17 protein-coding genes are annotated in these 18185 nt (G+C 46.3%); 10 read left to right on the plus strand and 7 right to left on the minus strand.

The window, feature by feature from the left end; translation table 11 throughout:
* Positions 1–960: 960 nt before the first annotated feature.
* On the minus strand, positions 961–1446 hold the full coding sequence (gene moaC / locus J3U75_RS03620; RefSeq protein WP_267390562.1) for a cyclic pyranopterin monophosphate synthase MoaC: 486 nt from the start codon (positions 1444–1446) through the stop codon (positions 961–963).
* 68 nt (positions 1447–1514) lie between these two features.
* Here moaC and mog point away from each other — a divergent pair, with 68 nt between their 5' ends.
* The gene (gene mog / locus J3U75_RS03625) at positions 1515–2090 is read left to right on the plus strand and encodes a molybdopterin adenylyltransferase (protein ID WP_267390563.1); all 576 of its coding nucleotides are present in this window, start codon (positions 1515–1517) and stop codon (positions 2088–2090) included.
* A 163-nt stretch (positions 2091–2253) separates the two neighbouring features.
* On the opposite strand, the gene pntB is transcribed toward mog, so the two are convergent.
* From pntB to queA, 5 genes are all read right to left on the minus strand, one after another.
* Positions 2254–3633, minus strand: coding sequence for a Re/Si-specific NAD(P)(+) transhydrogenase subunit beta (gene pntB / locus J3U75_RS03630; RefSeq protein ID WP_267390564.1), 1380 nt, complete (start codon positions 3631–3633; stop codon positions 2254–2256).
* 12 nt (positions 3634–3645) lie between these two features.
* On the minus strand, positions 3646–5187 hold the full coding sequence (locus J3U75_RS03635; protein WP_267390565.1) for a Re/Si-specific NAD(P)(+) transhydrogenase subunit alpha: 1542 nt from the start codon (positions 5185–5187) through the stop codon (positions 3646–3648).
* Between the two features lie 339 nt (positions 5188–5526).
* Positions 5527–6468, minus strand: coding sequence for an ABC transporter substrate-binding protein (locus J3U75_RS03640; RefSeq protein ID WP_267390567.1), 942 nt, complete (start codon positions 6466–6468; stop codon positions 5527–5529).
* A 652-nt stretch (positions 6469–7120) separates the two neighbouring features.
* On the minus strand, positions 7121–7507 hold the full coding sequence (gene gloA, locus J3U75_RS03645) for a lactoylglutathione lyase (RefSeq protein ID WP_267390569.1): 387 nt from the start codon (positions 7505–7507) through the stop codon (positions 7121–7123).
* A gap of 18 nt (positions 7508–7525) precedes the next feature.
* The gene (gene queA / locus J3U75_RS03650; protein ID WP_267390571.1) at positions 7526–8569 is read right to left on the minus strand and encodes a tRNA preQ1(34) S-adenosylmethionine ribosyltransferase-isomerase QueA; all 1044 of its coding nucleotides are present in this window, start codon (positions 8567–8569) and stop codon (positions 7526–7528) included.
* Positions 8570–8820: 251 nt separating this feature from the next.
* Between queA and aroQ the strand changes: the two genes are divergently transcribed.
* The 9 genes from aroQ (at position 8821) to ppk1 (ending at position 17542) form a co-directional block, all read left to right on the plus strand.
* Entirely contained in the window at positions 8821–9279 is a 459-nt protein-coding gene (gene aroQ / locus J3U75_RS03655; protein ID WP_267390573.1) for a type II 3-dehydroquinate dehydratase, read from the plus strand.
* A gap of 42 nt (positions 9280–9321) precedes the next feature.
* Positions 9322–9786 carry an acetyl-CoA carboxylase biotin carboxyl carrier protein gene (accB, locus tag J3U75_RS03660; protein ID WP_267390576.1) on the plus strand — a complete coding sequence of 155 codons (465 nt, stop codon included), beginning with the start codon at positions 9322–9324 and terminating at the stop codon, positions 9784–9786.
* Between the two features lie 45 nt (positions 9787–9831).
* Positions 9832–11190, plus strand: coding sequence for an acetyl-CoA carboxylase biotin carboxylase subunit (accC, locus tag J3U75_RS03665; protein ID WP_100140340.1), 1359 nt, complete (start codon positions 9832–9834; stop codon positions 11188–11190).
* Positions 11191–11283: 93 nt separating this feature from the next.
* A complete protein-coding gene (prmA, locus tag J3U75_RS03670; protein ID WP_267390578.1) occupies positions 11284–12180 on the plus strand; it encodes a 50S ribosomal protein L11 methyltransferase in 897 nt (298 codons plus the stop codon).
* 121 nt (positions 12181–12301) lie between these two features.
* Positions 12302–13099 carry a hypothetical protein gene (locus J3U75_RS03675; protein ID WP_267390580.1) on the plus strand — a complete coding sequence of 266 codons (798 nt, stop codon included), beginning with the start codon at positions 12302–12304 and terminating at the stop codon, positions 13097–13099.
* Positions 13096–14433: an amino-acid N-acetyltransferase gene (gene argA, locus J3U75_RS03680; protein WP_267390581.1), complete on the plus strand. Its 1338-nt coding sequence runs from the start codon at positions 13096–13098 to the stop codon at positions 14431–14433. Before J3U75_RS03675 ends, argA begins: the two co-directional genes overlap by 4 nt.
* Positions 14434–14495: 62 nt before the next feature.
* Positions 14496–14768 (plus strand): oxidative damage protection protein, encoded by a 273-nt coding sequence (locus J3U75_RS03685; protein ID WP_100140344.1) that lies wholly within the window; start codon positions 14496–14498, stop codon positions 14766–14768.
* 73 nt (positions 14769–14841) lie between these two features.
* Positions 14842–15393, plus strand: a complete 552-nt coding sequence (locus J3U75_RS03690; RefSeq protein WP_267390582.1) for a serine acetyltransferase — start codon at positions 14842–14844, stop codon at positions 15391–15393.
* A gap of 85 nt (positions 15394–15478) precedes the next feature.
* Positions 15479–17542 (plus strand): polyphosphate kinase 1, encoded by a 2064-nt coding sequence (gene ppk1 / locus J3U75_RS03695; protein ID WP_267390583.1) that lies wholly within the window; start codon positions 15479–15481, stop codon positions 17540–17542.
* Positions 17543–17669: 127 nt separating this feature from the next.
* Here ppk1 and dut read toward each other — a convergent pair whose 3' ends face one another.
* Positions 17670–18131 (minus strand): dUTP diphosphatase, encoded by a 462-nt coding sequence (gene dut / locus J3U75_RS03700; RefSeq protein WP_267390584.1) that lies wholly within the window; start codon positions 18129–18131, stop codon positions 17670–17672.
* Between the last annotated feature and the right edge of the window lie 54 nt (positions 18132–18185).

Below are 18185 nucleotides of genomic sequence, written 5' to 3' on the forward strand. Positions count from 1 at the left end.
GAGTGCAGCACAATATTAGTGTCTTTATCGGGTATGGGCTGATGATACCATGTTGTCATGTGTAAGGAAATGCTCTGACATAAGTAAATTTGCGCCTAACCACAGGTTAAAATGGTAAGGTATTTATTGCCTCAGTTGTATTTTCACTATCGCAGGGCAATATTCCTGAATTCAATTGCCTCTTGACAAGTCTCTGCATGTGAATCTATGTTAAATTTAATACTAATTTTCTAATCCAGTAATATAACTGCTTTTAATACTATTTTGGTAATAAACATTGATTTTTTCCATTTTAATTAAAATTTATAAATCTAAAACTGCTCTTTTGTATATTTTTCTGCCAATCATTTCTGACAAAGTTTACGGCCATTTAAATATAACTTCAATTCTATAATAAAAAACTTGAAACTATTTCTTAATTTTAATTTGTAAATAAAACGCTTTTTATCATTAATAATATTATCAATTTTTTATGCTAAATTAATTTATATAGCATATTTCAATTTTCATCATTAATTTTAATATTATAAATTTAAACTTCATTATTTCATGTAAAAATATAAAATATTAAATTTTATTTAAATCATCAAAAGAATTATGATAGACATATTTTTGCGCTTGAATTCTGAATTGAATCTGCTATCAGGCGATTAAACTCCTAATTGCACTTAAAATACGGACTTAATCCACCTTAGTGTGAAATGATAAAGGTAATTAATTTAAAGTTAAAAACGACTAAAGCTTTAGAAAATGAAAATTGTTAACTTTTCTTACTGGCGAATTCTGTACCTATTTTTTAGATTACGAGCTCTATACAGAGTTGTTTTTGCGTTAACCAACTAGTGAACGCATGGTTTTCTCTGTGACAAAATGAAACAGATTAAGTCGTTTTTTTGAGACTACAACACTGGCGCTGGCATTTTTAGCCTAAAAAATCCCGAGAATAAATAGAAACACGTTTTAAGAGTGGCGCTGCCAGAGTCCAGACTGCCCGCCTTCTTTGTGTTGTAGGCAAATATGACTAATTTCCATACTGCGGTCGACAGCCTTAAGCATGTCGTAAATGGTTAACAAACCAACGCTGGCAGCGGTTAAAGCTTCCATTTCCACGCCCGTTTGACCAGTATTTTCGGTTTGCACACAGATGGTGATGCTGCGCTCGATGTTGTTAAGGGAGAAATCTACGTTAACTTTAGTCAACGCTATGGGATGGCATAGCGGAATCAGGCTACTGGTCTGCTTGGCACCCTGTATAGCGGCAATTCGGGCAATACCCAATACATCGCCTTTTTTGCTGTCGCCAGCCAATATTTTATTATATGCAGTTTCATTCACCGTGATTTTACCGCTGGCAATGGCCATGCGTTTGCTATGAGGTTTGCCACCAACATCGACCATATGCGCTTCACCACGATTATTGAAATGAGTTAATTCGTCTGAAATCATCTTGCTTCACTGACATGCTAAAAGGTCTATATTACAATATTTGCCTTTTGGATGCTGTGGATCTAACTATGGATGCGTTGCCTTTATTGAAAATTGGATTGGTCTCGATAAGTGACCGTGCTTCCCGAGGTGTGTATGTGGATCAAGGTTTGCCAGAGTTAAAAAAATGGTTGCAACGAGCTGTACTGAATCCATTGGAGCTAGTAGAGCATCTGATACCAGATGAGCAGCCTTTGATTGAAGCAAAATTAATTCAGCTAGCCGATAAGGAAATCTGCCCACTAATACTCACTACCGGCGGTACCGGCCCGTATTTGCGCGATGTTACGCCGGAAGCTACTCTGGCCGTAGCTGATCGTGTGATCCCGGGTTTTGGAGAGCTGATGCGGCAAATTAGCCTACACTTCACACCCACTGCTATTTTATCGCGTCAGGTAGGGGTATTACGTGGTAGCAGTCTTATACTGAATCTTCCGGGTAAACCTTCTGCCATTGCGGAAACACTGGGCGGTGTTAAGGATGAAAGTGGTAAAACGCTGATTCCGGGTATTTTTGCTTCAGTTCCGATTGCAGTGGACGCTGTGGGCGGCCCATTGATTCACACCGATGCCGATTTTTGTCCGGTAGTGATGCCTAAGCGCTGATCAGCATACATGATTATGTCTGCTTGCTTTATGTGAGCAGATTGTATTTTTTCATGAATAAGCCACTATTTTGGAAAGTAAAGATTCACCCCTCTAACCTGTTAGAAAAGGCGGTGCTTGAATAAGAAAAAACAGTCCGGAAAAATCCGGACTGTTTTTTTGATTAAATGTTTTTATCCACTTCATCCAGTGTCGCCTTGGCATCACCAAAGCACATGCGAACATTTTCTTCATAAAACAGTGGATTATCTACGCCCGCATAGCCTGACTGCATCGAACGCTTAAACACAATTACGTTTTTCGCTTCCCATACGTGCAACACCGGCATACCGGCAATCGGGCTGTTTGGGTCGGTGACAGCGGCCGGATTAACAGTATCATTGGCACCAATAACCAGTACCACATCGGTATCGCTGAAATCATCATTGATTTCATCCATTTCCAGTACGATATCATACGGTACTTTGGCTTCAGCCAGCAACACATTCATGTGTCCAGGCAGACGACCTGCTACGGGATGGATGCCAAAACGAACATTTACCCCCTGCTGGCGCAGTTTAGCAGTGATACTTGCCACAGCGTTTTGAGCATGAGCCACCGCCATGCCATAGCCCGGTGTGATAATAACACTATGAGCGTTTTTAAGAGTTTCAGCTACTTGTTCCGGTCTGATTTCCTGTACTTCACCGGCAGGGGTTTGGTCGGTACCAGCAGCCACTGGAACCGAACCAAATCCTCCGCCTATTACTGCCAGAAACTTACGGTTCATCGCCTGACACATAATATACGACAGGATGGCACCGGAAGAACCTACCAGAGCACCGGTTACAATAAGTAAATCATTGTTAAGCATAAAACCAGCAGCAGCTGCAGCCCAACCGGAGTACGAATTGAGCATGGAAATCACTACCGGCATATCGGCACCGCCGATTGAGGCCACCAGATGATAACCAAAAGCAAGCGCGATCAGTGTCATGACAATCAATGCAAATCCAGAACCTCCGGCACCGACAAACCACAGCAACAACAGAAACGACAACACCAGTGCCCCCAGATTGAGCAGATGGCGGTGCGGCAGTTGCAAAGGTTTGCTTGCCATTTTTCCATTCAGCTTGGCCCACGCCACTAATGAGCCGCTGAAAGTGACAGCACCGATAAATACACCAAGAAACACTTCTATCAAGTGAATGGTGAACATATCTGTATCAACATCGTGCGGGTCGATATAGCTGTTAAAACCAACCAGTACAGCAGCCAGACCCACAAAGCTGTGCAGCATGGCTATCAGCTCCGGCATTTGGGTCATTTCTACTTTTCTGGCCTGTTGCAGGCCAACTGCTGCGCCAATTACCATGGCAATGATAACCCAACCCAGCCCGTGCGCATCCTGACTGAATGCAGTAGCCAGCAGGGCAATGGCCATGCCCGCAATACCCATATAGCAGCCACGTTTAGCACTTTCCTGCTGCGATAATCCAGCCAGACTCAGAATAAACAATACGGCGGCAACGATGTAGGCAGCAGTTACAATACCTTGAGACATCCTGTTTCTCCCTTACTTACGAAACATATTAAGCATACGACGGGTAACAGCAAAGCCGCCGAAAATATTTACGCTGACTATCGCCACTGCAATAAAGGCAAGCAGGGATACAAAACCGTGCCCCTGACCGATTTGCAGCAATGCCCCGACCACAATAATGCCGGAGATCGCATTGGTTACCGACATCAACGGCGTGTGCAAGGCATGATTCACATTCCACACCACAAAGTAGCCCACTACACAGGAAAGGACAAACACCATAAAGTGGTTAAGAAACGCTACCGGTGCAACAGCACCAATCCATAACATCAATATCACGGCAATAGCCGCCCAGATAATTTTTTTCTTGCTCTTATCAGGGGCAACACTTGGTGCAGCCGCAGAAACCGGTGCAGCGGCTGTAGCCGCTGCTTTGGGCGCAGCAGATACCTGTATCGGTGGAGGCGGATACATGCTGTTGCCAGCGTGGGTAACCGTCATGTTGCGAATAATGACATCTTCAAAGTTAAGTGCCAGCTCACCGTCCTTATTAGGGGTGAGCAAACGCGCCAGATTTACTAGATTGGTACCATACAGCTGAGATGACTGGCCGGCCAAGCGGTTGGCCATATCGGTATATCCGATTATTTTTACGCCGTTGGCAGTGGTAACAATTTTACCGGGCTCAGTATATTCACAGTTGCCACCTGTAGCGGCTGCCAAATCCACGATTACCGAACCTTCACGCATACTGTCCACCATTTCACGGGTAATCAGCTTAGGTGCTGGCTTACCCGGTATAGCTGCTGTAGTAATAATAATATCAACTTGTTTTGCCTGAGCGGCAAATAATTCCATTTCAGCTGCAATGTAGGCAGCACTCATGGTTTTAGCGTAACCGTCTCCACTGCTGCTTTCTTCTTCCTGATAATCTAGACGCACGAAATTTCCGCCCATGGATTCGATTTGGTCGGCCACTTCGGGGCGGGTATCAAATGCATTTACTACGGCTCCAAGCTGGCGAGCAGTACCAATCGCCGCTAGACCAGCCACTCCAGCACCAATCACCAGCACTTCGGCAGGGGGTACTTTACCGGCTGCGGTAATCTGACCAGTAAAAAAGCGGCCGAAGTTTTCTGCAGCTTCAATAACTGCACGGTAGCCGCTAATATTGGCCATTGAAGACAAAGCATCCATAGCCTGTGCACGTGAAATACGCGGCACCATATCCATCGCCAGCACGGTAATTTTTTTCGCCTGTAGCTTTTCCAGCAGCTCAGGCTGCTGAGCCGGCATAATAAAGCTAACCAAAATCGTGCCTTCATTCATGGCTGTAATTTCGTCAGTATTAGGCGCATTTACTTTAAATATCAGCGGACACTGCCATACCGTAGCCGTATCAGCAATGGTGGCACCGGCTTCGCTATACAATCCGTCTGACAGACTGGCGGCTTTACCGGCATCATGCTCAACTACAACTTCATGCCCCAGTTTAATCAGTTGTGTAATGGTTTTCGGCGTGGCCGCTACTCTGGTTTCACCGGCAAGTGATTCGCGTGGAATACCTATCTTCATTATTATTCCTTTCCGAGGAAGGTGCCGTTAAATAAACTATTTGTTAACACAGCGTAACAGGCTCATGAATGTTTCAATGTGGTCTCCAGTCGCTCTTTAAAACCCCCACTGGCTATCAACCCAGCTTTGCCTGATTCGCTACAACAGTACAGTCGCTATATTATCGAAAAATACACTACCACAACTGTAACCTTGTCGTTATTTCCGCTGATTTAAAAAATTTAACAAAACATTCACTTAGCATATATATTTAACATAAAACTTCCAGCAGACATGAATACATAAAAAAACCAGCCGTGTGTGTATAAAGGCTGATTTTTATGTAACACATACTGAAATCTAGTTAATATCATTCAAAGGTTTGACAACTTCGTCAATCTGTTGATTCAAACTTTCCAGCCCATTACCTGACAGATACCATAAATCTGCACTCAGATAGACCACTCTGGTACCGGCACGTTGCAACACGCTGCTGTCAAAATAATCATTACGCATAGGGGTATTTCCAATGGCTTTGCTGCGGTCAACAACGTACACAATATCTGGATGATATTGGGTGATAAAGCTGTTATCCACCATTAAACGTGTTGGTTTGCCATCCTTACTGCTTTGCTGTACCGGCAATTCATCTATCTTCAGTGCACGTTTAATCTTCAGCTCATCAAAAATTAATGCTGGATAACTACCCTGATTCATCAGCATTACCTTGCCATCATTATGCAGCACTATAATGGCTTTCTGCGTGCTGTGCTCTGCCAACTCACGTGCTGCATTCATTTTTAGGGCTAACGCTTGTAATTGCTGCTGCGCCAAAGCTTCCTGACCTGCCAGCTTACCTAGCAGAAGAATTTGTTTTTGCACATTAGCAAAATAATTGCTATCAGTCTTTACCGAGTAATTCAACGTTGGTGCAATAGACTCTAACTCTTTTGCAAAAGCATTTTGCCGCCCACTCATAATAATCAAGTCTGGTTTGGCTGCCCGAATAGCAGCAATGTCTGGTTCTTTCATTTTGCCAGAATCATGTAACTGTTGATTCTGATACTGGTGCAAATAGGTAGGCATATTACTAATTGGTGCAGCAATTATTCGCCTACCAGCACCCAGTGCATCCAGCGTATCCATTGCGCCAAAATCCATCACCGCAATTTTTTGTGGCGAAGCCGGCAGTTTTGCCTCATCTGTAGCCTGAGTAACAGATACTGAAGCATTAGTCTGACAGGCACTCAGCCCCATAGCCAACGCCGACAATACCACCACTGCTAAGAATCTTTTTATCATCACATCCCCTTACATGTAAAATAATGATAATTATTATCATTTATATACAAACAAAAGTCCAGTCTGCAATGGTTACAAACACGAAATCTTAACTATAGGAGTCCGACAAAGATGGCAGAGCTTGTTCAAGTATCCGAATGTATGCAGTTTAAAGCCAATGAAGCGGGCAATAGTCAGACCAAGGCAAAACACTCACAATCAGCCAGCCTGTTCTTTCATTCAAAGATGCAAACAATATTGGCACTACACTCTCCGCAACCGACACAAACAACGTAATCTAATCAGCAGAATACACATCAACTCATACCAGCAGCAGGAAACTACCTGCCAAAACCAGCAATATCAAAATACACGAAACCTGTTTTTTAAAACTTAGCAAATATTTCAGACCAATGGCTCACACTCTTTTAGTAGTGCCAGCCAATATCTGAGACAGCCACACCTTCACTATTCCTATAAAAAAACTGTGCAGGCCGCCGTGTTTAAGAATGTATTTCAGTGTAGATACCTAAGCAGATGAATTAAAAATTAAAGTAAACCGGCAAAGACAGCATTCAACACCCGTTTAATCTATAAAAATGTACGCTAACCATTTGCCGGAGAAAAAGTATTGGTAGAAAAAGCTCAAAACCAGCTTTTACCAGAAGAGAAATTAGTTCTTTTTCTGAATAAATTCTATTTTATATCCATCCGGATCCTCTACAAACGCAATCACTGTCGTGCCGTGCTGCATCGGGCCGGCTTCGCGAGTCACCTTACAGCCTTTAGCGCGTACGGCATCACAGGCAGCATAGGCATCGTCTACTTCAATAGCAATATGGCCGTAACCACTTCCTAAATCATATGCGTGCGTATCCCAGTTATAGGTCAGTTCCAACACCGTGGTGTCAGATTCCTCACCATAACCAACAAATGCCAGCGTAAAACGGCCAGCAGGAAAATCTTCACGGCGCAACAGCTTCATACCCAGCACATCCTGATAAAACGCTAATGATTTATCTAAATCACCCACACGCAGCATAGTATGTAACATTCTCATAATTGTTCCTTTTCTATTTTAATTATTCTGTCCGATTCGGCTTAGATTACCGAGCAGCATAGCATCGCCATAACTGAAAAAACGATATTGTTCAGTAATCGCATGCTGGTATACAGCACGGATTTCATCATAACCGCTAAACGCGCTAACTAACATTAACAGCGTGGATTTAGGCAGGTGAAAATTAGTAATCATACGGTCAATCACCTTAAACTGGTATCCGGGTGTAATAAAAATATTGGTATCACCCTGACCAGCCTGCAACTTGCCACTGCGTGCGGCAGATTCCAATGCCCGCACCGCTGTGGTGCCCACTGCCCAAACTTTATTGCCCCGTGCATGGGCTGCCTCAATTTCAGCTACCACAGTTTCACTCACGTCATACCATTCACTGTGCATGTGATGCTCAGCAATATTTTCCACCCGTACCGGCTGAAAGGTACCGGCACCAACATGCAAGGTGACTTCCGTCAGATGCACCCCTTTATCTCGCAGCTGTTGCAAAATAGTATCGGTGAAATGTAGACCAGCAGTGGGCGCAGCCACTGCCCCCTCATATTTGGCATACACCGTCTGGTAGCGCTCATCATCGTCATCATCCGCTGAGCGGGTAATATAAGGTGGCAATGGCAAATGGCCGTGAGCAGCCAGCAATTCCCATACTGTCTGCGTACCGGCAAAATGCAGTACAAACAGTTCACCTTGCCGTGCCTGCATCTGTGCATGCAAACCTCCTTCGAAAATCAGCTCCGTACCGGGCTTTGGCGATTTAGAGGAGCGCACATGCGCCAGCGCCGTATGTGCGTCCAGCACTCGTTCAATCAGCGCCTCAATCTGGCCGCCGCTGGCCTTATGGCCAAACAGACGCGCCTTCATTACCCGCGTATTATTAAACACCAGCACATCACCGGCAGCCACATAATCGGTTAAACAGGTAAACTTACTGTCAACAGGTGACTGCCCCGGCAAAGCCACCAATAAACGGCTACTGCCACGTACAGCCGGCGGATGCTGTGCAATCAGGTGAGGCGGTAAATCAAAATCAAAATCATTTATATGCATGTATACGTGCTTGAACAAGGCAAAAGTCGTATTATATGCCTACCGGCTCATACTGAAAAACAGCCAACCACATCACAAGCCCGCTACAGAATCCGCACCAGATGGTGCCGGCAGGAGCAAGCAAAATAAGGCCGCAAGCACACCACGGCAGACAAAACCATGGTTTAAATAATCAAAAAAATACAAAAATACTGGACATTTGCGCTCATTTTCGGCAAAAATGGCGCAATTTTGCAAAAACCAAACATTTTATGAGTGCCTCAATTCTGGTTTTAAACGGCCCCAATCTCAATCTATTGGGGGTGCGCGAACCGCATATATATGGTAAGACCACACTGGCAGACATTAATCAGAAGCTGCAACAACAGGCACAGGCAGCCGATATGACATTGGAAACATTACAAAGCAATGCCGAACACATCTTGATTGAGCGGATTCAGGCGGCTTTATCCGACGATACCCGCTTCATAATCATCAATCCGGGCGCGTACACACATACCAGTGTAGCCATCCGCGACGCTTTTGCCGCTGCAGGCAAACCATTTATCGAAGTACATATATCCAATGTACATGCACGCGAAGCATTCCGGCGCCATTCCTATCTCTCTGATATTGCTTTAGGGGTAATCTGCGGTCTGGGCGTGTACGGCTATGAAGCAGCATTACATCGGGCAATTGAATACATTCAAGAGACCGGCCGCCAACACTAATACCTATTGCGGCCAGCTCCAATCACACAAGGGTTCATCATTATGGATTTACGTAAACTTAAAAAGCTCATTGATTTGGTAGAAGAGTCAGGCATTGCCGAAATCGAAGTAACCGAAGGTGAGGAAAAAGTACGCATTACCCGTACCACTGCCGCCAACCAGCAGCAGATGTATGCTGCACCAATGCAGCAGCCTGCCATCATGGCCGCACCAGCAGCTGCACCCACAGAGAATGCAGCCGCTGCTGCGCCTGAAACAACCGGCCCCGACTTAAGCAAGGCCGTTAAATCCCCTATGGTCGGCACTTTTTACCGTGCCGCCAGTCCGACTTCTGCCCCGTTTGTAGAGGTAGGTCAGACCGTTAATGCTGGCGATACCCTATGTATCATCGAAGCAATGAAACTAATGAATGAAATCGAAGCTGACCACAGCGGCGTAGTAAAAGAAATTCTTGTATCCAATGCGCAGCCTGTAGAGTTCGGTGAACCACTGTTTATTATTGAGTAATCCTCAATTCAGTAATCTTTCCCGTTTCTTACAAGGTGCTGCCTTATGTTAAAAAAAGTTCTTATTGCCAATCGCGGCGAAATTGCGCTGCGCATTCTGCGCGCCTGCCATGAAATGGGCATTGCAACTGTGGCTGTACATTCAGAAGCCGACCGTGATGCCCTGCATGTAAAATTGGCCGATGAATCCGTATGTATCGGCCCTGCCAGCTCTGCCCAAAGTTATCTGAACATTCCTGCCCTGATTTCTGCAGCTGAGGTAACCGATGCCGATGCCATCCATCCGGGCTATGGATTTCTGGCGGAAAACGACGGTTTTGCCGAGCAGGTAGAACAATCCGGGTTTGTATTTATCGGCCCGCGGCCGGAAACCATTCGCCAGATGGGTGACAAAGTTTCCGCAAAAAAAGCCATGCAGGCTGCTGGCGTGCCATGCGTACCCGGCTCCGACGGCGCCCTACCGGAAGACCCGCACGAAATTGAAAAAATTGGTGCCGAAGTCGGCTATCCGGTAATAATCAAAGCTTCTGGCGGCGGCGGTGGCCGTGGCATGCGCGTAGTAGAAAAAGCCGAAGACCTTCTTTCTTCGGTAGAAATGACACGTACCGAAGCCGGTGCTGCCTTCGGCAATCCGGCCGTGTATATGGAGCGCTATTTACAAAAACCGCGCCATATTGAAATTCAGGTATTATGCGACGAACATGGCCACGCTATTTATCTAGGCGAGCGAGACTGCTCCATGCAACGGCGCCACCAAAAAGTTATTGAAGAAGCGCCGGCACCATTTATTACCCCTGAAGAACGAGAGCGTATCGGTAATGCCTGTGTAGCTGCCTGCCAGCGCATCGGCTATCGTGGTGCCGGTACATTTGAATTTCTGTATGAAGATGGCGAATTTTTCTTCATTGAAATGAATACACGTGTACAAGTTGAGCATGCTATTACTGAGCTGATTACTGGCGTGGATATTGTACAGGAGCAAATCCGCGTAGCTTCCGGCCTGCCGTTATCCTATACACAGGATGATATTTGCCTGCGGGGACATGCGTTCGAATGCCGCATCAATGCCGAAGATCCCTACACCTTTGTACCCAGTCCCGGCCTAATTACCAGTTGTCACCAACCTGGTGGCAATGGCGTACGCATCGATAGCCACATTTATCAGGGCTACACCGTCCCACCCTACTACGACAGTATGATCGGGAAGGTATGTACCCATGGTCGTGACCGCGACGAAGCTATTGCCAAAATGAGCGTTGCATTACAGGAACTAGCAATTACCGGTATTAAAACCAATACCAACCTGCACCGCGACATTTTTGCCGATCCCGGCTTCATTCAAGGTGGTGAAAGTATTCACTATCTTGAACAATGGTTACAAAAACACAAAGAAGCACAAAAATAATTTACAATACGCATACATTGCGCTTTTGTTTGCAGGCAGCCGCAGTGGCTGCCTGAAGTTTTATAAAACATCCAATTACGGTAATAAAAAGCCATGCACTACCAACAAGTTGTCATCACAGTTTCTCAGGAGCAGGTAGACAGACTCTCCGACGCGCTGATAGAAAACGGTGCCCTAAGTACAGCCATTGAAGACGCCAATGCCGGCAACGAGAATGAGCAGCCAATTTTTGGCGAGCCGAATATGCCTGCCGAACAAGTGTGGCAACAAAGCAATATCGTGGCACTGTTTGATGAAAATGCCGATATCGAAGCGATTGTTTCTGCTGCTGCATGCGATTGTGCCTTTCCAATGCCCCAGTATTATCTAGAGACTATTCCGGAGCAGGACTGGGTAAGACTGACACAGTCGCAGTTTGACCCGATTCAGATTTCATCTCGCCTGTGGATTACGCCATCTTGGCACCAGCAGCCAGCCGATACAGACATAATCAATCTGCAACTCGACCCTGGTTTGGCCTTTGGTACCGGTAGTCATCCAACAACTCATTTGTGTCTGCAATGGCTGGATAAAAATATACGTGGTGGCGAAACCCTGCTTGATTATGGCTGCGGCTCCGGCATTCTCACCATAGCAGCTCTGAAACTGGGCTGTGGCCGTGCTTGTGGCGTTGACATTGACTCGCAGGCGCTTCGTGCCAGCGAAGACAATGCACTTCAGAACCATGTCCATGCCGAGTTTTACCTGCCGGACGACCTTCCGCCCGAACAGCAGTTTGATATTGTCGTTGCCAATATTCTGGCCAATCCGTTGCGGTTATTGGCGCAGATGCTGGCTGAACGCACCCGTACGGGCGGCCAGATCGTGCTTTCGGGTATTCTGGCTGAACAGACAGAAGAGCTCAGTGAAATCTATCAGCAATGGTTTGATCTGAATTCGCCCAGAACACTAGAAGGCTGGGTATGCATTACTGGCCGCAAAAGAGCATAATAAAACTGCTTAGTCATTTGCCTTATGGCACTGGTATGGCATACTGACACAGAATAATGGCTCCTTACGTTTGACAGAACAGAATTACTCCTTTTAATTATATTGGTTTGCTGAAATAATCATGTCTAAAACAATTACTGTTATTTGTCCCAAATGCCATACAGAAAATACCGTTGCAACACCACCGCGCGACGGGGGACGTGTTGTGTGTCAGCAGTGTCAGCATCAATTTACGGTGGTCTCAAAAATCCGCACCAATAAAAACGTCACCCCGCCAGCGTCAGCCGGTAAAAAACAGAACTCTGCTGCCGAGAAACAAGTATCAAATGCTGATGAGGTCATGGATATGCTTTCCAGCGCACTGAATCTCAATCAGCCCAGTAGCAGACGGGCACAGATATTTACCAGTGCACCTACCCCTAAAAACACGGCTGTCATCGACAAACGGCCGAATTTGAATACCCTGCTGAATCAGGTATCCAACAAAATAGAAATCCGTTTGCCTACAGTAACCGAACCGGAACCAGAGCAGCTGCATAAGCCTCAGCCGCAGCTAGCCAGCAGCGAACTGCTGCTCAATCCGGCACCGATACCACAACCGGAAAAAGAAACACCGGCCACAAGCAACACTCCGATACCGGTTGCCGAAGAAAACACTACTAATATTGCCATGAACAGCAATGTGAATAACCTGAATAATCTTGTTTTTACCTTATTGCCTAATGACAATCCAAATCAGGCGGATGTACCATTATTGCTCAATGATGCTATCGAAAAAACCGATGCCATCCACGCCAAAACCGAATTCTTGCATCACCAGCAGGACAAATTATCCAAAGAATTTAACTGGACACTGGCCACCATTGTTGCACTTACTGTGCTAATGATGCAGTTATTTTATTTAATGGCAGTAAAATGAGCACCTCAACAGGTAATCAGGACAATTTTCACAATCACCGTTTTGTTCACGACTTTCGCCAAGCCTCACCGTATATTCATCATCTAAACGGTAAAACAGTGGTACTGGCCATCAGCAGCCACGTACTGGTCAGCAACAAACTACCTGCACTAGCCGCCGATATTCTGCTACTGACCAGTTTGGGTATGCGCTTGGTTATCATTCACGGTTGCAGCCAGTTTATACAGGCTATAGCCGGTCAGAACACAGCCAACAGCATCGACGAAAATCCCATTACCGATGAACGCGCTCTGGAATTAGTCAAACAAGCCAGCGGCATTGCCCGTTTTAATCTGGAAGCTTCCTTGTCGATGATACCGACACAAGTTATGGAGCACAGTGCACCCAATGTACGTCTTGCTGGCGGAAATTTTCTGCGCGCCAAACCATTAGGCGTGATTAACGGTGTCGATATGAGTTACAGCGGCTGTGTTCGTAAAGTTGATGCAGCTGCCATTGAAGAACGGCTGGCTCATAATCAGCTAGTATTAATCAGCCCGATAGGCCACTCGCTTAGTGGCCAGTGCTACCGTTTGCAGGTCAATGAAGTTGCTCAGGCTGTGGCAGAAGCCATTCATGCAGAAAAACTGATTTTTTTGGGTACACAACCGGGTTTGCTCGATGAACAGCAGCAAACCATCAGTGAACTCAATTGCATTGAAATCAGCCAATTGCTGGCCAAGAGCGTAATGAATAAACGCCAGACCGAACTTTTGCAGACAGCAGCACACGTACTGGAGCATGGCGTACAACGCGTCCATGTCGTATCCGGTCTACAGGACGGCAGCTTGCTACAGGAGCTTTTCACGCGTGAAGGTAGCGGTACGGCAATGGCTAAAGCGCCGTTTATGCGTGTGCGGCCGGCTGAAAACAAAGACATCGGTGATATCCTGCAACTCATTGCCCCGCTGGAGGCAAGCGGTATACTGTTGCCGCGCGACAGTGAATATATGGAAAACCACATTCAAGAGTTTTTCGTGCTCGAGCAAGATTGCTACGTATATGGCTGTGTGGCACTGCATGTTTACCCTGAGGCACAAGCCGGCGAGCTGGCATGCCTGATTGTTTCTCCGTCTGCTCGCGCACGCGGATACGGTGAACTATTACTGGCACATGTTATTAAACAGGCACGGCAATTGCAGCTTCAAACACTGTTTGCGTTAAGTACCCACACCGGTGACTGGTTCGTCGAGCGCGGCTTTACCCCAGCCACACTGACGCAATTACCTATAGAGCGGCAGCAGCAATACACCAGCAATAAACGCCAGTCTAAAATATTTAGCCGTCAGCTTTAAACGCAACCAGCCCAAAATCTTTTACAATCTACCTTTTCCCCGATTGCCATAAAGGAAGACACATGAGTCATATGGTGCATTGCGTCAAACTGGGCAAAGAAGCACCCGGATTGAAATTTCCGCCTTTCCCCAATGAACTAGGTAAACGCATTTACGATAATGTATCGCAGGAAGCCTGGGACGGCTGGTTACGTTATCAAACCATGATTATTAACGAAAACCGGCTTAGTCTGGCAGATCCACGTGCGCGTCAATATATCACCCAGCAAATGGAAAATTACTTCTTCGGAGACGGCGCCGACCACATCAGCGGTTACACTCCACCAGAAGAATAATCAGTAAAGGCTGTCAGCCTGCTTAGCAGGTACACAGCCTTTTCTTTTGCCAGATTAAGGTAATATAGTTTTTATGGTGATACAGCTTATTAAAAGTGATTTATATCGTTACAGTGGCCGAACAGATTGGCGTGCTTTCCTACGTCATTATCTATGTAATCGTGGCTTTCGATTTACCTGCTGGCTGCGGCTGGCTTCAGCCACAAGCACATGGCGCAAATTGGCTTACCCGATGTATGTCTGGCAGAAGCACCGCAGCGGTATCATCATTAGCCCGCGTACGCCCATCGGCTATGGACTCTATATCGGTCATGGTGGTCCATTAATCATTAATAGCAGCGCACGGCTGGGTGAGAATGTCAACCTGTCCCCCTATACTGTTATCGGTGCCAACAACGGACCGGCAGCCAGAATAGGCAACAATGTCTACATTGGTCCCAACTGTAACCTAATTGAAAATGTTTACATCGGCGACAACGCCACCATTGGTGCGGGCAGTGTCGTTACCAAAAACATACCAGCCAACGCCACCGCTGCCGGAAATTATGCCAAAGTTCTGAATTATCATCACCCCGCACAGTTTATCCACAACCGCTGGCCACCAATGGCAGCAGACAAAACTTGACCTACAGCCAAAACAGTGCGAATGTTAACTAATTAAAACCAAACTGACACTCTCTTACTCTAAATGACAGTAACAGGTATGCTCCATGTCCGAAACTAAGCCGCATCTACTCTGTCGTGAACTCAGCCTGCTCGCATTCAACCGTCGCGTTCTGGCACAGGCACAGGATACACAGGTTCCACTGCTCGAACGTTTACGCTTTTTGTGCATTGTTTCCTCCAATCTGGATGAATTTTTCGAAGTACGCATGGCTTGGCTGCGCCGTACCCGTGCTTTGTCACCACATACCCCTCTGGCCAACGGCGAACTGCCGGACACCGTTATTGCCCATGTCACCAAAGAAGCACATGCCATCATTGCTGAGCAATATCGCCTATTTAACGACGAATTGATTCCAGCTTTACGTAATGAAGGCATATCTTTTTATCCACGCAGTGCATGGAGCGAAGCTCAGCGGCAGTGGGTAGCCGATTACTTCCGTCATGAGCTGTTGCCCATTCTGACACCTATTGGACTGGATCCGTCGCATCCATTTCCGCGCTTACTCAATAAATCACTGAATTTCGCTGTCGAGCTGGAAGGAAAAGATGCTTTCGGACGCACAGGCGGAATGGCCATCGTACAGGCACCGCGCATTCTGCCGCGGGTACTGAAAATGCCTAGAGAATTATGCAATGGCCACGATGGTTTCGTATTCCTGTCTTCCATTTTGCATGCTCATGTACATACCCTCTTTACCGGCATGACCGTCAAAGGCTGCTACCAATTTCGCATCACCCGCGATAGCGACTTAAGCGTGGACGAAGAAGATTTGGAAAATTTGCGTACTGCGATAGCCGGTGAACTACAGGGACGCCAGTACGGTGAGGGCGTGCGGCTTGAAGTAGCCGACAACTGTCCGGCACATGTATACGATTTTTTACTCAGCCACTTTCATCTCGGACGAGATGAACTGTATCGAGTGAATGGGCCGGTGAATCTGGTACGTCTGATGGCGGTACCCGATATGGTAGAACGTAACGATTTAAAATTTACTCCCTTTATCCCAGGCACACCAGCCTTACTGAGTAAAAACCGCGATCTATTCAGCATTATTAGCCAGCGTGATATTCTGCTGTATCACCCTTATCAGTCTTTTGAACCAACAGTGCGTCTGATTCAAGAAGCAGCGGATGACCCACAGGTTGTCGCCATTAAAATGACCATCTACCGTACCGGCAGTAACTCCGATTTAGTCAAAGCACTGATGAAAGCAGCAGTAAGTGGCAAACAAGTTACTGTCGTTGTCGAACTGATGGCACGATTTGATGAAGAAACCAACCTAAACTGGGCTGGCCAGCTAGAAGCAGCCGGCGCCCACGTTGTCTATGGCGTCTTCGGCTACAAAGTGCATGCCAAAATGGCACTGATTGTACGCCGTGAAGAAGGTATCCTGAAACGTTATGCTCATGTCAGCACTGGCAATTACCATCAAGGTACCAGCCGCATCTATACAGATCTCGGCCTGATGACCTGCAACCGCGATATCAGTGTCGATGTCAACACCGTATTCATGGAAATCACGGGACTGGGACAACCGAATCATCTGAATAAAATCGCCCAGAGCCCGTTTACGCTGCACAAAATGCTGCTTGACAGCATCAACGGCGAAATCGAACAAGCAAAAGCCGGCAAAACCGCACGCATCATAGCCAAAATGAATGCACTGGTCGAACCCACCATAGTCGAAGCATTATATGCAGCCAGTCAGGCTGGGGTGCAGATCGAATTGATTGTGCGTGGGATGTGTGTGCTGCGCCCTGGCGTAAAAGGGCTGTCGGAAAATATTCGCGTGCGTTCCATTGTCGGCCGTCTGCTCGAACATGCACGGGTATTCTATTTTGAAAATGGTGGTGATACCAAAGTCTGGATATCCAGCGCCGACTGGATGGGAAGAAATCTCTTTCGCCGCGTGGAAATCTGCACACCAATCGAAACACCAGAGCTGAAACAACGTATAATTAAGGAAACACTGATGCTCGCTCTGGCCGATAATCAGTGTGCGTGGCAAATGCAGCCGGATGGTCAGTATCAGCGTATTAAACCAGCCACCAACGAACAGCCAACCAATATGCAGAATTTGCTGATTGAACGCTATCGGCAGCAATAAAGCGGTGAAACACTCTAAGAGCCATAGAGCTGAAATAATATTGCAGCAAGCAGTTTAGCCAGTGCCATGGCAAAAAAAGCAAGGTTATCCGTTTGGATACCTTGCTTTTCTTTTACTTAATCGTTAATTATTGATGACCGGTACTGCCAAAACCGCCTTCGCCTCGATTACTGCGAGCAAATTCATCAACCACAGTGAACGCGGCCTGCATCACCGGCACAATCATCATTTGTGCAATTCGTGCCAAAGGCTCAATCACGTAAGCCTCCTGACTGCGATTCCACAATGATACTTTCAGTTCTCCCTGATAATCTGAATCAATCAGCCCCACCAAATTACCAAGCACAATACCATGCTTATGTCCCAAACCAGAGCGTGGCAGTATTAGCGCTGCGTAGCCCGGATCAACCAGATAAATTGCCAGACCAGTAGGCAGAAGACAACTTTCTCCCGGTTGTAAAGTAAGCGGAGCATCAATACAGGCACGTAAATCCAGACCTGCTGAACCAATAGTAGCATATTGGGGTAACTGCTCCGCCATCAGCGGATTCAATATCTTAACTTGTACAGATAACTCAGAAGCACTCATAATTCGTCTTTAATTTAATCAAAATAAGCTTATGTAACTACTACCAAAACTCAA

The organism is Snodgrassella sp. B3088 (assembly GCF_026535815.1).
GTDB lineage: Bacteria > Pseudomonadota > Gammaproteobacteria > Burkholderiales > Neisseriaceae > Snodgrassella > Snodgrassella alvi_E.